Raw genomic sequence first — 12,960 nt, 5'->3', positions numbered from 1 at the left:
AGGACTATTTAAATGAGCGAAATTTCAATACATGTAGTAACAAAAGAAGTTGTCACGCAAGAAATTGAAACTATTATTGACTCATTTCGATTTTTTCTCAGAGAAATAAATAAATGTGATAAAAGAATCAAAGCCTTATACGCTCAGGGGGAAACATTAGAGGAAGCTTTGCAAAATAAAATCATCGATATTAATGGATATACAAACGAAAAAACTTCAAGTTTAATAGGGGAATACTTACCTATCGTTGAAGGGTTATGGGATGGCAATGAAGAGGATTCAATGTCAATTCTTTTGACTCAAAACAAAGAAAACACATCAATTCACATTAATGCTGAAAATCACGTCGGAATATACAATAAAAACAATATCATTCATTTTATAAAATCAGCAGCAGAAAAATACACATTAAAACTTTTTTCTGTCAGTTTTAATGGTGCTCGTGATCAAGTCGGTGAGGCAGTTTTTCCAGATCGTCCGCCTGCGGGTTGGATGTTATATCTTCCTATTCAATTTGAAATGCATCCTAGTTTATTGAAAACCGACGCTGAATTTATCCCCATATCCACCGCACTCAGTACGGGAACAATTATAATTACAAAAGAAAATTACAATTGTCTGGATAAGGCAGACCAGTATCTTTCTAATGATGTTGAGATTGCATTACGGGATTTGGGGTTATTACCTTTATATTCTGATATTTACAAAGATAAATAACGTATTTATAGACTACTCATATCAGAGGTATAACTATGGCCAGTCAAGCAGTTATTCGATTAAACGACGCAACCGATCATGGTGGTAAAGTTATTACCGCTATTGGCGGATATGTTTATCAGGGGGTTCCTATTGCCGCTAAAGGTGATTTAGTGGCTTGTCCGCAGTGTAAAGGAATTTTTCCGATTGTAGAAGGCAGTGATGACCTAAAACATCAGGGAAAACCTATCGCATTAAACGGGATGCGCACGGCCTGTCGTGCAAGACTGATTGCCAGTCAGGGCGGGTTTTGCGCTTGATATTGTGTTGTGCATGAAATAATCAGCTTTGAGTCTATTATCTCCTGGCTGATTATCCTTATATTGATCATTACAAAGAGAAGTTATATGAGTGACTCCTACTTGCTATTTGTACCTAAAGATCCTTGTTTTATTCCGGAACAGTCAGCAATCGATAAAGCTGAGGGTTTTCTTCGGACAATAAAGAAGTCAGATAAAAAACAAAAAACTAAACATTGCAAGAGATACGCTCATTTATGGCGTCAAATACCGCCTGCAATTGAACATGATATTGTCGAAGAACTCACACTGTTTCATGGGATGGAAAACTTTACCATTCCTTCCTGTTTACACTGTAAAAGTGATATTACAAAGTGGTGGGATGAAAAGATGGCTTACCTTGGTGAGAATTTACCGAGAACAGAGACAATTTATACCAAATGGTCAACACCATGCTGCGGACAAGAAGTCTCGTTGCTTGAGTTGGATTATCAAAACTGGGGGGCATTTGGTTGTTTCGCATTGATGATTGATACCACAAAAACAGACATTATTCACACAGAGGGTGGGTTATCTCTGGTGATCGAAAAGATTGAAACCCTACTCAAAACCCCCGTGAATATAGTTTGGCAACATATATAGTTATAGTGATTTCATGCCGCTATTCCTTTTAGATTGCATCTGCGATTGGACACCAGACAGAGAATACAGCTCTGATGTCGGCCTAATTTTAGCGATGAAAAAATCCATCTAGATGATCACAGATATTAAGGATGAATAAAAAAATTCAGTCACCTACTACGCATGTGAGGCTCACAGGGCGCTGGTGGTGGATGATATCAGGGATGTGACTGCGCCTATCGAGGTATTGTTCATCATTGCTGTGCTTTTTATTGCAGTGAAATTGAAGTGTAAATTATGGCTGGTCAATATCATGGCATTATCATTAATTGCCTATCGGGTATAGCGATTTTTTATCAAGCTAATGGGGTGTTGATCCCGCTCCATTAGCGTGATGAGGAGCCGAATTTACCCGAAGCGATACCTGTTATCTCTCCCTGCAATTCAACAATAAACGGACGCGTTTATTATTAATAATATGAATTAAACTAAGATATTGAATTATATTGTTTATTTTTAATTTAAATCGCGTTTTTTTGTTGCTGACTATCATAACGTTCAGCTACGATTCTTTCCGCTTAGGGGCGGTTCTGGAAGGTGAGGTTAGCTTTTTCGACGATTGCTTAACTTTGATATCAGCGCGAAACCAGAGACCTGAAAGCGAAGAGGCCGCCCAGTGCGGTCTTTTTACTTTTGGGAGGAATATGATCCAGAGAATCGCAGTAATCAGTACAATGAAAAAACCCGTCATGGTACGTGCGGTTTTTAAAGATGGTGATCTGATATTGGAGGACAGGAAACTACTTCCGCCGAAACGCAAGGCCATGCTAGTAGAACTGTCAAAAGACATTCCAAAAATGGTCAGGGCAGGCTTTAAGGTGCTGGTGGATGAGGTCAGCGGCGAAATAGCGCAGCAGATTGGGGCGCTAAGTGTCAGGCTTAGTGACAAGCACCATGACGGCCGTCCCGTAATTGTGGTAGCGGTGAGTCGTTATGAGGAACTGAAACGCCAGGGCAGTATCATTTATCCCCTGAAAGGAAAAAATCTCTATGAGATATCGTCATCCCTCATTGATGTTGAATTCAATCCGGCCGGTGAACCCATCTATCGGATTGACTGGGAGTCATTAACGTCAGAGCACATTCTTATCTTGCTGGTGGTGTACAGCACCCTGTTTAATAATGTGGCCTCTGATGCGTATATCAAAGCCATGCAATCCGCTGTAACAAGCGAATCACCTTCCCTATTAACGTCATTCCTGAATATTGTCCAAGCCTATGACAAAAAAGTGGAACAGGAAACGGTGAAATCGACATTAACAGGCACACGCAGGGATAAAAATACGGTGATTTTATGAGTGACTATCCACGCCTGGATGATCGCTGTATTATCGATCCGATTATTCGCGCTTATCTGCACCGAGAAATTATCGCCCAGTCTCAGTTATACGACCACGCGAGCAATATTGTCTACACCATTAAGCCCGATGAAGAATTCAGGGCTGATCTGGTGGCCTATCGGGTGTATAAAAATTCGGTGTTACGTTGGGTAGTCAGGCTGGTGGCCGGTCATGAAAGTGAGCTGGAACCCTTGCCGATAGGGAATACCCTGTCTTTACCTTCTGTCGCATGGATACGCGATAGAGTCAGGCACTATGCTGACACGCCAGAGGTCACAGGATGATTGGCATTCCGCGCACAGAGACAGGTCGATATGAAACGGCCGGTTTACCCCCAAAAGAATTTAACCGGTTGTTCAACCAGATTGCCAAAGACCAGCAAGCCAAACGCAGTCGCCGTAAAAAAGGCAGGTTGCTCACGCCTGCGCTGTTAAAAAATAAGAATTTTGATGATGTCATTGCGTTGGGAAACAAACGTGATGGCACGTTATTCACCAAAGAAGATCTCAAGGCATTTGAAAAAAATCGGCAACAAGTCCGTTCTGACTTCAATACCCATACCGCAGGGATCACCTACACCCAGCTAATAGCAAATTGCGCCCGTATTGATGTCAAACGCGCAAACAATACGGTTGATGACGGCTCCGGCATCAAAACCGCGTCGTTTATCGGCATGGAGCACAATACCGCCCTTATCAGTGTCACAGCATCAGACAAATCGGAAGATAAGCACCATCGCGTCAAAATCCGTTTTGAGGAATGGGATACGGCCCTGGACGACCTGTCAGAGAAAGAAAAAAACACGTCCCGTGTTGTTCGTCAGCTGTGTGCCGGACGCCTGTCATTTGATTGTGATTGTGGCCGCCATAAATATTGGTATCGCTATATTGCCACTGCGGGAAATTTCGCGGTAAGTCCGCCTAAAGAATATATCTATCCCAAGATAAGAAACCCAAACTTAAAAGGCGTGGCTTGTAAGCATGTCATTCATGCGATGACCCGAATGCAGGCGGGCACATGGCAAATGCAGATCGGTCGGTTGTTACAGAAAAACGCCCGTGCCACCAGCTTTGGAGATGACAAGAGAAAAACTGCGGAATTTTTCGACGAAGAACAGTTAAAACAGCTTAACCGGAACCGTAAAAGCAAAACCAATCACACCGCGATAAAAAGTGAATACCGGCGGTATCAGCAACGTATGGCCGCCCTGGAAAAGAAACTGACGCAAGATCCGAAGAAACTGGAGGTTCTGCGCTCTCAGTTAAACAAAACCAAAAAGCTGACTGATGCTCAGCGGTTAAAGCTGAGAAAGAAACAGGAGCAAATCAATCAGATGAAAGCACAGGAACACTTGCTGAAACAGCAATTAAAAGATGCTTTCACGATGAAAAAGCAATCCTTCATCGATGCATTGATGATGACCGGACAAGACAGGCAGCAAGCTGAATCCGCCTTCAGCGAGTACATGAAGAAACAAGCGAAAGGGAACGCATGAACCGCTATGATGAATGGCTGGAGGATATTCCAGACAGTGAAATAACCGGAATGGGCACCGCTGAACGACTGTCAGCCCCGCCCTTATCCGGCCAGAATGCCTCGCTGGTGGATTGGGATGAGGTTCAGCCTCCACCACCGGATACCGTCACATTGACAGAGCATGAGGCCGTACCGGAAAAAGCCGCCCTGCCCTTGCACCTGTCCACGAGGGAGCAAGATGTCAATCTGAAGCCCCGATATAAAGGCCATTCCCCCCTCAATGATCTCGTTCGTCAGGACTGGATAAAGGTGATTGAAGACGACCCAGACAATTATGATGCTCTGTTATATCGCCCTGTCGATGAGGTGTCGGCTAAAACGAATGAGGACGGATTTGAGCGGGCCGATTTTACGGAATTCAATAACCATCAACGGGAGCTGGCCTACACTGATCCGCAAAAAGTCACTGTGCTGGACTGCCCTGATGAACGGGAATCCTTTTCGGCTATCGATGCGGACGGGGATCAGGATGGGGGCACCGATGATTTTTTAGTGATCAGGGCGGCCACAACCGGCGTTTCGGTGGGTTCAATCTTTGAATGGAATGAAGCGTTGTCAGACGGGCAATTAGCCCGCCGATTCTGGTATGTATTACGTATTTTTACCTATGGCACCGCGTCTGTGGGTTCACTTTATTACTGCATACCGGCCAGAAATTTCAGCCAGTCAGCATTAAGGGCAGATCATGAGTAAACATGAAGAGAACGACATACTAATGCGCATTAAGTCGCTGAAGCTGAATCCCATAGGCGAAAGAGAAGTCAGTGGTTTTCGGGGTATTGATATTGCGGTTGGTAATCATATTGCTTCGAGTTTAAAGGGACTGAAAGTCAATCATCCCGATCTGTATAATCAGGGATTTGTTGAATTTCTCCAGCGACCATCAAGTGATCAGGTCTTGCTGGGCCGTTTCGATGATATCAAGGATTTCATGCGAACCCTGCGGCAAGCGAAAGCCGGCAGAAAAAGCCAGTCAGATAACCCTTATGCGAATCCGGGCGCCCTGCCGGTCATCAACCTCTCCAGAACGATGGATTATGATGTGATGCCGACCGACAGGCAGATAAAGCGGGACAGGTACGGCGAAGTTTTTGAGGGGAATACAATCATTGCGGTGTTAGACGCCCACCCCGTCAATCTGGTTTACGATATTTTTGTGTTGTCAGCAGATAAAGAGCCGTTATCCCTCCTGTGCAATGCAATTGCCGTCCATTTTGTCAGTATGATTTCCACCAGCTTTCAGGCACTGATACAGATTGCCAATGCAGACGTGAGCATTGAATGCGCGTTCAATGAGGCCAGAGAAATTGCCTTTTCTGATGTGTCATTGCCTGTCATGGAAGATCGGGTTTTTGCGGCGAAGGCCAGTATCAAAGTACAGGCGGATATCCTCATGGCTCATGCCGTGGTGCCACTGATTGAAAAAACCGGAGTTACGGCACCACGAGCAATACACAGGGGCAATCATGGCACAGCAAGGTAATCAGTATTTTTTACAGAGCATCGAGATCAACGGCGAGGTCTTACCGCGAGAATCCGTCATCTCCGTGGCATATATCGAAATGGCTAAATTGGAAGCACCACTTTTGCTCCTGAATATCCGTGACGTGACCGGTTACATACTGGATAACATGGCGGTCAAAGAAGGCGCGGTGATTACGGTAGCATTGGGCGATCCCGAAGGGGAACAGGCATTGTTTAAAGAAGAATTTTTTATCGTGTCGGCCCCGCTGAACATGGATACGGTCACGATCACCAGCATCTCTACCGCCATGCGGACGCTCCTGATCCCCACCGGCACCCCGCATTTTTTTGTCGATGCTGAACCCGCAAAGATAATTCGCACCTTGACCAAAAGATTAAAGCCGGTGACTGACCCCTTTAATCGCCTGGGCACCTATCACTTAAACATGGGGCAGAAACCTGCCACACTGATTCGACAAGTGGCTAAAGATCACGGAGGGCTGGCATGGACGGCCAGAGGAAAACTCCATTTGAGAACGATGACTGATCTTATCAAGATCAAGCCCGCTTTTACTTACGAGTACAACAATCCCCAAGCCAAATACCGTATCACCAAGCTGAGAAATATCAATGCCGATTTCGCAGTAACCGCACCAAAGCAGCATCGGTATGTCGGTTATTCCATGACGGAGGGGTATCGCGCATTCGGTGATGCCTTTCTGCCGGTGAAAATGGTATCGGATGCCGAATTAGGTACATTACAAAATATGGGGCGCGTGCTGATCCCGAAATTAGATATCGAGTGCGCGGGAAATCCGGCTATTCAGGCCGGTGCCGTGATACAGGTTATTATTCATCGTTATGATTCGGAGAACCGGATTGATGAATCCGTGCCAAAAAATATGATTGTCGAGCGGGTGACGCAGTTTGAAGAACGTGTTGCCTACAGCACCAGAATGATTTTGGGGGTTCCGAATGAGTAACGCTATCTATGGCAGCCACAGGGCTATAATTGTGGCGACAGAGGACCCGAAGGGGCTGATGAAAGCCCAGGTGCGGCTTTTGGCGCTTTGGGACGGTATACCGGATGAAGTTCTGCCGTGGGCGGAATATCGCCTGTCAATCGGGGGCACCTTTACGCCCGCCGTCAAAGGGGATCTGGTATGGGTGGAGTTTCCTTATGGCGGGGGCAGCCGCTATCCCATGATCACCGGCGCGGCACAAGATGCCCCTCATGGTATCCCGAACGTTGCGCCGGAAGCCTCTGGACAAGGGGGAGCCTATGAGCCGTCCGACGTCGAGGGCGCACCGCCTCTCCCCGCGTTGTCACCGACGAAAGACTTCGTATATAAGCGCAATAACCTGCTCGTTATCCATTCTGCGGGTGGCGGTGTCTCGATTACCAATATGGCGAGTGGATCATGTATCGCAATGAATGAAGCCGGTGATATTTTTCACCATGCAGCTGGAGATTTTTTCCTGAATGTCAGTGGCAACACGACCATCAAATCACAAGGGGAAATCACCTTTGAGAGTGCGGCCGGATTCAAAACAAAATCACAGGCAGGGATCACCTTTGAAAGTATGGCGGGATTCAACGCAAAGGCACCCTTGTTTGGCTTTTCACAATTTTAACGCCAAAAAATAACGCTTACCCGCTCTGAAAGCGGGTAAGGAATAACAAGAAGTTATTGAATAGTTCATTATAGTCAAAGCATCATTGTCATGTTAATAACATTAGCAGGCTTTTGAGGTGTCCGGATTTAATGTACTACTACATCGGGGTTGTCTTTTTGTTCTTCATAGTCTCTTATCAACGCTGGCGATTTTCAGAGAAAGATATCTGGCCGCACATTAAAACGTTCGGACAGCGCCTTAATATGCGTGATCGTTAATGCGCGGTTACCCGAAAGAATCAGACTGACGAGTGACTTTGAACCTATTTCGTTTTTCAAATCAGAGTAAGACAGGCCATGTTGATCGATCAATACACTCAGCGCAGCTACCCCCGTAGGCAGATTTTCAACAGCCTTGTTAAATTCAGCAAAGTGTTCGCTATTATTTTCATACTCCGCTATTTTTGCGGCCAATATATCAATCAACGGGCTTTCATCGTCGTTCTCGATGAGATAATCAACCATTAGCAGGGCATCTCGATAATCCTTTTCAGACGCACTGCTCCCTAAAAAGGGAACAGCAGCGACTAAGGCTGTCGTTGCTTGAATGGCTTTGATAGGTTCTTTTATCATTCGTTTGTCTCCCGGTACTTCTTGGTCAATTTATCGTATTCTTTGTGAGTCACTATATGCTTAACATAGAATCGCTTATTGATAAAATTGATGTAGGCGATCATGCGCAAATTGTTCCCGCCTATGTCTATTACCCACCACTTATTCCGGTATTTAAAGTTATCAAGGCGGGGAAACCATCCTTGTAATTCCATCGGGCTATCAAAGTTTTTTTCCTTTAACAATTTATAGGTTGTGATAATTGCATTGGCATCATTTGGAAAATCCCGAACCGCTTTATCAAATGGTTCCCTGGAAATAACGTGCATGTCACTGACTCCATTTACATGATGAAAACACTATAACACCAATCATAATGGTTTACAATATGTAAACTAAGGTAATTTTCCCTGCGCCACACAAACATGAAAAGAACATACCTATGCTTCACGGGTTGCTAAATAAATGAAAGGTTTGGTAAACCATAGTCAAGTCAACATGACGAAATATACTAAAAAGCAGCCGAAATAAAAGACTGGCACAGCGTAAGCAATCAGGATTTCACGGAGAAAATAAACAATGATGTCTTTTGGTTCGGTTTGTTCCGGCATTGAAGCGGCCAGCGTCGCATGGGAACCCCTCGGTTTGTCTCCGGCATGGTTCAGTGAAATTGAAAAATTTCCCAGTGCAGTACTGGATCATCACTGGCCTTCAGTCAGAAATCTGGGGGATATGACCAAAATCACTGCCATTATCGCCAATAATCAGGCGAATGCACCGGATATTCTGGTCGGTGGTACGCCCTGCCAGGCGTTCAGCATTGCGGGGTTACGCAATGGTCTGAATGATGAACGCGGACAATTAACCTTATCATTCGTGGAGTTGGCAAATGTTATTGATTCAGTCAGAGCTGCAAACGGAAAACAACCATCAATTATTGTCTGGGAAAACGTCCCCGGCGTCTTATCCAGCAAGGACAATGCATTCGGCTGTTTTCTTGCAGGGCTTGCCGGAGAAGGTGAACCATTGCAGCCATCAGGGAAAAAATGGACAAACTCAGGTTATGAGTCTGGACCCCAACGTAATATCGCCTGGCGAGTCCTTGACGCTCAATATTTCGGAGTGGCCCAACGCCGCCGCCGTGTGTTTGTTATCGCAAGTGCTCGAACAGACGCCTGTACCGCAAAAATACTTTTTGAGCCAGACAGCGTGCCTTGGAATACTGAACCGCGCGGAACGGCGGGGGAAGACGTTACCGGAAATGCTGGAAACCGCGCTGTTATCGGCAATCACTGGGACTCAGAATTAAACCCGTACCCGACATTAAACCAGAGTCCCAATATTGGAGGTATCGGAATGAGTAATCAGGAAATATTTTTGCGGCGTGGCAGTGGGCTGGTATCAACCTATCGGCTTCTTTCGTTCGGTGAATATCGAACCGATGATATTTCCTCAACACTGCGAGCCAGAGATGATAAAAGCGCCACTGATTTAGTGGCGATTGCATTGGCCGGTAATATAATAGGAAGAAAGCCTAGTAATGGTGGTAATGGAATTGGTTTTCATTCTGAAACTTCCTACACCCTGACAAGAACAGATATTCATGGTGTGAACTATGGTTATGCTGTCCGCCGCTTGACGCCTGTTGAATGTGAACGATTACAGGGGTTTCCAGATAATCACACCCAAATTCCTTGGAACGGAAAAACCGCAGAGAATTGCCCCGACGGACATCGTTACCGAGCCATTGGTAATTCGATGGCGGTTCCTGTTATGTCATGGATTGGAAAGCGAATCTTAATGCAAGTAAAATATGATAATATTCCTTTAATTTAAAAAATTTATAAAAATCTAAATTATTTTTTATAAAATTGACACCAACATTTCAAATATAGGCATTGCTTTAATGTTCAAGGTTTTTAAAAACGCGTTGATCTACCAATTGTCACGAAAGGTGTCCAATCTTACAGAAGAGGAATTACGCTCCCTGATGCCGCCTTTCGCTTTTTCTCCTTGTGGTGAGCATGATGCTTCCCGCATGGGCTGGTTGATGAACGATGACAAGCCGGCAATGTTCGTTCACGGCAATAATCTGTTGCTTGTCGCCGTGCGAGAGAATAAAGACATCCCTACCGCCATTATCAAAGAGCATCTGAATGTCAAACGCGAGAAAGTAGAGGCCGTCCACTATCGCAAGCTCCGGCGCTCTGAGATCGCTCAACTCAAAGATGACGTAATTCAAGATTTATTACCCCGTGCTTTCCCAAAACGCAGCACCATTCAACTTTGGATTGATATTGATAACGGCTTAGTCTCCATTGATACTACTTCCCCGCGTACAGCGGAGCATGTTTTATCGCTCTTACGCCGCACCCTTGGCTCACTTCCCGTGATACCGATTGCAACGGTTAATCCATTTGAATTGGCAATGACAGACTGGTTAAAAAACGCTAGCACCCTGCCGGACAGACTACGCCTGAGTGATAAAATTCAGAAAGCCGATCTCATTTATGACGATGGGGAAGTCCGCTTTAACAAAGAAGATAATCTGAACAATGACGAGGTTGTCTCTATCCTGTTAGATCAAGGTCGTCAGGTTTGTACACTAGGTGTCTATGTGGACACGCAATACGGGCTTGATTTAGAACTCACCGATTCATGCAAACTGAAAAAACTCCAGTTTAGTGTTGAGTTTTCCAATCTTCACAGTGAAGGTGACGATGAGTTCGCCCGTGAATACGCGGATTTTATTTTAATGGTAGAAGAGCTACGCACAGCCTATGACACCATTTTTAATGCAATGGGTGGGTTACTAAATACCGGAGCAAGCGATGAGTCAGCCGGTGGTGAATGAATACACCCGCGGGGCAATCAGCAATCTCGTTGCGGTTTTGTAAAAGGAGAAAATAATGTCAGCTGTGGGTATTCAGGGTTCAGTTTGTTCTGGTCATGGCGGATTTCCGCCCCGTCCTTCAGCAGAAGGGGAGCCGTTATTAAAAGTCAATGGCATTCCCGTGCTGGTTGCAGGAAATTTGTTTCCTGATCACATAGATATTTATAGTTACGCGAAACACAGTGGCGTAGCTATCAGTACCAGACCGTGGTTTACCGTGAACGGAAAACCCATATGCTGTGTGGGTGATCCTGTTTCATGTGGCTCTGTCGTGGTATCTGGGAACCCTTTTTTTCAGGTGAGTTAATGCTAGATAATGAAAAACAAATCGCCGCATTCAGGGCGTTGGGTGTCGAAGGATTACACCCACCAGCAGCACTGATCATCACCAAACTCACCGCTGATAGCGCTATCAAAAAAGCCGCTTATCTTCGTCAACTGGTGAAGAAAGAAACAACCTACCCCGCACCAGTGACAACCGCATTGCGCAAGATCAACGATGCCAGCGGGAAATTAACAATTGCGGCAAATGCGGCCAATGCGTTCCATGATGCCATCAAGGATTACCAAAGTCCGTCCCAGCTGATCCAGATGCGTATTGGCTGGACATGTTATTTAAAAGGCAATCTCTTATCTGACAGTACCCCGTTTCATTTGATTGAAGCTATTGCGGATAGTCAGATAACAACCGCACAAAACCAGCTTGTGACCCATCTCAAAACCGAGGATATCAAGGCCGCAATGGATGAGATTAATATCGTTTTAACCAATAGCGTGGGGGCTGGTGGTATAGCATCACGACTAACGGACAAACAAATTTTAACACTTAACAGCGCTGTTAAAGCATTGACAGGTGCACTCAGCGAGCTTGATCAAGCAACGGAGGCCGTGAATCGTTTGGCAACTCAGGCGAGTGATTCCGTCAGTCATGCACAAAAATCATTTCGTGATGCTGTCAGCGTTTCAATCATCTCAGGCTTACTTGAAAGCACAGTCATGACCGGTGCATTAAACGCAATTACCCCTGCTTCGGTCATTTCTGCTTTGTCATAGGAGAACCCATGTTACTTGGCGGAATGATTCCCCTCCCTATCAGTAAATCATTAAAATTAGTCGCCATTGGCTCTGTGCTGGGCGTTATCTGTTTTGGTGTTAAGTTTGCACATAACCAATACAAAAACTTCACAGGACACGTTACAGCACTAAATACGGCCAATTCAGTATTATTCAGTGAAAATACCAACCTGAAAACAGCTATCCGCGTTCAGAGCGAAAATATACGCCTTTTGCACCATGACATTGCTGAACGTGATAACCGATTAATGGAATTAGTAGAATCTCAGAAACACCTGGAACAAGAAATTCAACAACAAAGAGAGGAAAGTGAGAGTGCTACCGGACAATTTAAAGATATGCTGGATAATATCCAGTGTGCTAACCAGCGTATGCCTGATGACATTATCCGGTTGCAACACCAACGCACTGCCGAATTCAACCAGCGTTATGGTGGTTGAAAAACCGGTAGAAACGAAACGCCCACCCGTCATCAAAGCCGTAATGTGTATTCTTCCCGACGACAAGACAACGCGTTGGGGGGACAACGTGCTCTATAAGGAAAAAGTCAGACAATTGTTGGCGGAATGCAATGGTAAGAATCAGAGGGCAAATGAGATCAATTTAAAATTACCTGTAACTGCTAGCATTTAAAAACAGCCGTGCTTGCGTTAAATAAGCTTTCATAATAACGATACACTCATTTTTCTCACTCCCGGTTGTTGCCCTGATGAAAAGGCGGTCATAAATTCTTCAACGCACACTAAGAG

General features: G+C 45.1%; 16 protein-coding genes and 2 pseudogenes. 16 read left to right on the top strand and 2 right to left on the bottom strand.

Annotation, left to right across the window (positions count from 1 at the left end):
• Positions 1–12: 12 nt before the first annotated feature.
• The 11 genes and pseudogenes from Xedl_RS14120 to Xedl_RS14075 all read left to right on the top strand — a co-directional run bounded on the left by Xedl_RS14120 (position 13) and on the right by Xedl_RS14075 (position 7,651).
• Positions 13–717 (top strand): Imm52 family immunity protein, encoded by a 705-nt coding sequence (locus Xedl_RS14120; RefSeq protein ID WP_074024469.1) that lies wholly within the window; start codon positions 13–15, stop codon positions 715–717.
• Positions 718–752: 35 nt separating this feature from the next.
• Positions 753–1,016 (top strand): PAAR domain-containing protein, encoded by a 264-nt coding sequence (locus Xedl_RS14115; RefSeq protein ID WP_074024468.1) that lies wholly within the window; start codon positions 753–755, stop codon positions 1,014–1,016.
• Positions 1,017–1,103: 87 nt separating this feature from the next.
• Entirely contained in the window at positions 1,104–1,637 is a 534-nt protein-coding gene (locus tag Xedl_RS14110) for a hypothetical protein (RefSeq protein WP_074024467.1), read from the top strand.
• Between the two features lie 175 nt (positions 1,638–1,812).
• A pseudogene (locus Xedl_RS25780) lies at positions 1,813–1,962 on the top strand (DUF2645 family protein); the annotation flags it as partial.
• A 358-nt stretch (positions 1,963–2,320) separates the two neighbouring features.
• The gene (locus Xedl_RS14105; protein ID WP_083600343.1) at positions 2,321–2,974 is read left to right on the top strand and encodes a hypothetical protein; all 654 of its coding nucleotides are present in this window, start codon (positions 2,321–2,323) and stop codon (positions 2,972–2,974) included.
• On the top strand, positions 2,971–3,300 hold the full coding sequence (locus tag Xedl_RS14100; protein WP_074024466.1) for a baseplate protein: 330 nt from the start codon (positions 2,971–2,973) through the stop codon (positions 3,298–3,300). Before Xedl_RS14105 ends, Xedl_RS14100 begins: the two co-directional genes overlap by 4 nt.
• The gene (locus Xedl_RS14095; protein ID WP_074024465.1) at positions 3,297–4,511 is read left to right on the top strand and encodes a phage tail protein; all 1,215 of its coding nucleotides are present in this window, start codon (positions 3,297–3,299) and stop codon (positions 4,509–4,511) included. Before Xedl_RS14100 ends, Xedl_RS14095 begins: the two co-directional genes overlap by 4 nt.
• Positions 4,508–5,245 carry a hypothetical protein gene (locus Xedl_RS33655; RefSeq protein ID WP_244149723.1) on the top strand — a complete coding sequence of 246 codons (738 nt, stop codon included), beginning with the start codon at positions 4,508–4,510 and terminating at the stop codon, positions 5,243–5,245. Before Xedl_RS14095 ends, Xedl_RS33655 begins: the two co-directional genes overlap by 4 nt.
• Positions 5,238–6,035 (top strand): hypothetical protein, encoded by a 798-nt coding sequence (locus Xedl_RS14085; protein WP_143187443.1) that lies wholly within the window; start codon positions 5,238–5,240, stop codon positions 6,033–6,035. Before Xedl_RS33655 ends, Xedl_RS14085 begins: the two co-directional genes overlap by 8 nt.
• The gene (locus tag Xedl_RS14080; RefSeq protein ID WP_074024463.1) at positions 6,019–6,999 is read left to right on the top strand and encodes a hypothetical protein; all 981 of its coding nucleotides are present in this window, start codon (positions 6,019–6,021) and stop codon (positions 6,997–6,999) included. The genes Xedl_RS14085 and Xedl_RS14080 overlap by 17 nt, the downstream gene beginning before the upstream one ends.
• Positions 7,000–7,057: 58 nt before the next feature.
• Positions 7,058–7,651 carry a baseplate protein gene (locus Xedl_RS14075; RefSeq protein ID WP_208605063.1) on the top strand — a complete coding sequence of 198 codons (594 nt, stop codon included), beginning with the start codon at positions 7,058–7,060 and terminating at the stop codon, positions 7,649–7,651.
• A gap of 194 nt (positions 7,652–7,845) precedes the next feature.
• Here Xedl_RS14075 and Xedl_RS14070 read toward each other — a convergent pair whose 3' ends face one another.
• Positions 7,846–8,265 (bottom strand): helix-turn-helix domain-containing protein, encoded by a 420-nt coding sequence (locus Xedl_RS14070; protein WP_074024461.1) that lies wholly within the window; start codon positions 8,263–8,265, stop codon positions 7,846–7,848.
• Complete coding sequence (locus Xedl_RS14065) at positions 8,262–8,573, bottom strand: type II toxin-antitoxin system HigB family toxin (protein ID WP_074024460.1); 312 nt, start codon at positions 8,571–8,573, stop codon at positions 8,262–8,264. Before Xedl_RS14065 ends, Xedl_RS14070 begins: the two co-directional genes overlap by 4 nt.
• A 253-nt stretch (positions 8,574–8,826) precedes the next feature.
• On the opposite strand from Xedl_RS14065, the pseudogene Xedl_RS14060 reads away from it, so the two are divergent.
• The 5 genes and pseudogenes from Xedl_RS14060 to Xedl_RS14040 all read left to right on the top strand — a co-directional run.
• Positions 8,827–10,041, top strand: a pseudogene (locus Xedl_RS14060) (DNA cytosine methyltransferase); the annotation flags it as partial.
• 109 nt (positions 10,042–10,150) lie between these two features.
• Positions 10,151–11,098, top strand: a complete 948-nt coding sequence (locus Xedl_RS14055; RefSeq protein WP_074024458.1) for a recombination-associated protein RdgC — start codon at positions 10,151–10,153, stop codon at positions 11,096–11,098.
• 55 nt (positions 11,099–11,153) lie between these two features.
• Entirely contained in the window at positions 11,154–11,444 is a 291-nt protein-coding gene (locus Xedl_RS25775) for a PAAR domain-containing protein (RefSeq protein ID WP_074024457.1), read from the top strand.
• The gene (locus Xedl_RS14045; protein ID WP_074024456.1) at positions 11,444–12,190 is read left to right on the top strand and encodes a hypothetical protein; all 747 of its coding nucleotides are present in this window, start codon (positions 11,444–11,446) and stop codon (positions 12,188–12,190) included. Before Xedl_RS25775 ends, Xedl_RS14045 begins: the two co-directional genes overlap by 1 nt.
• Before the next feature lie 8 nt (positions 12,191–12,198).
• On the top strand, positions 12,199–12,651 hold the full coding sequence (locus tag Xedl_RS14040) for a DUF2570 domain-containing protein (RefSeq protein WP_074024455.1): 453 nt from the start codon (positions 12,199–12,201) through the stop codon (positions 12,649–12,651).
• Positions 12,652–12,960 lie beyond the last annotated feature (309 nt).

Source organism: Xenorhabdus eapokensis (assembly GCF_001908105.1).
Note: the sequence above shows the minus strand (reverse complement) of the source record. Positions and strands in the feature narration are given on the sequence as shown.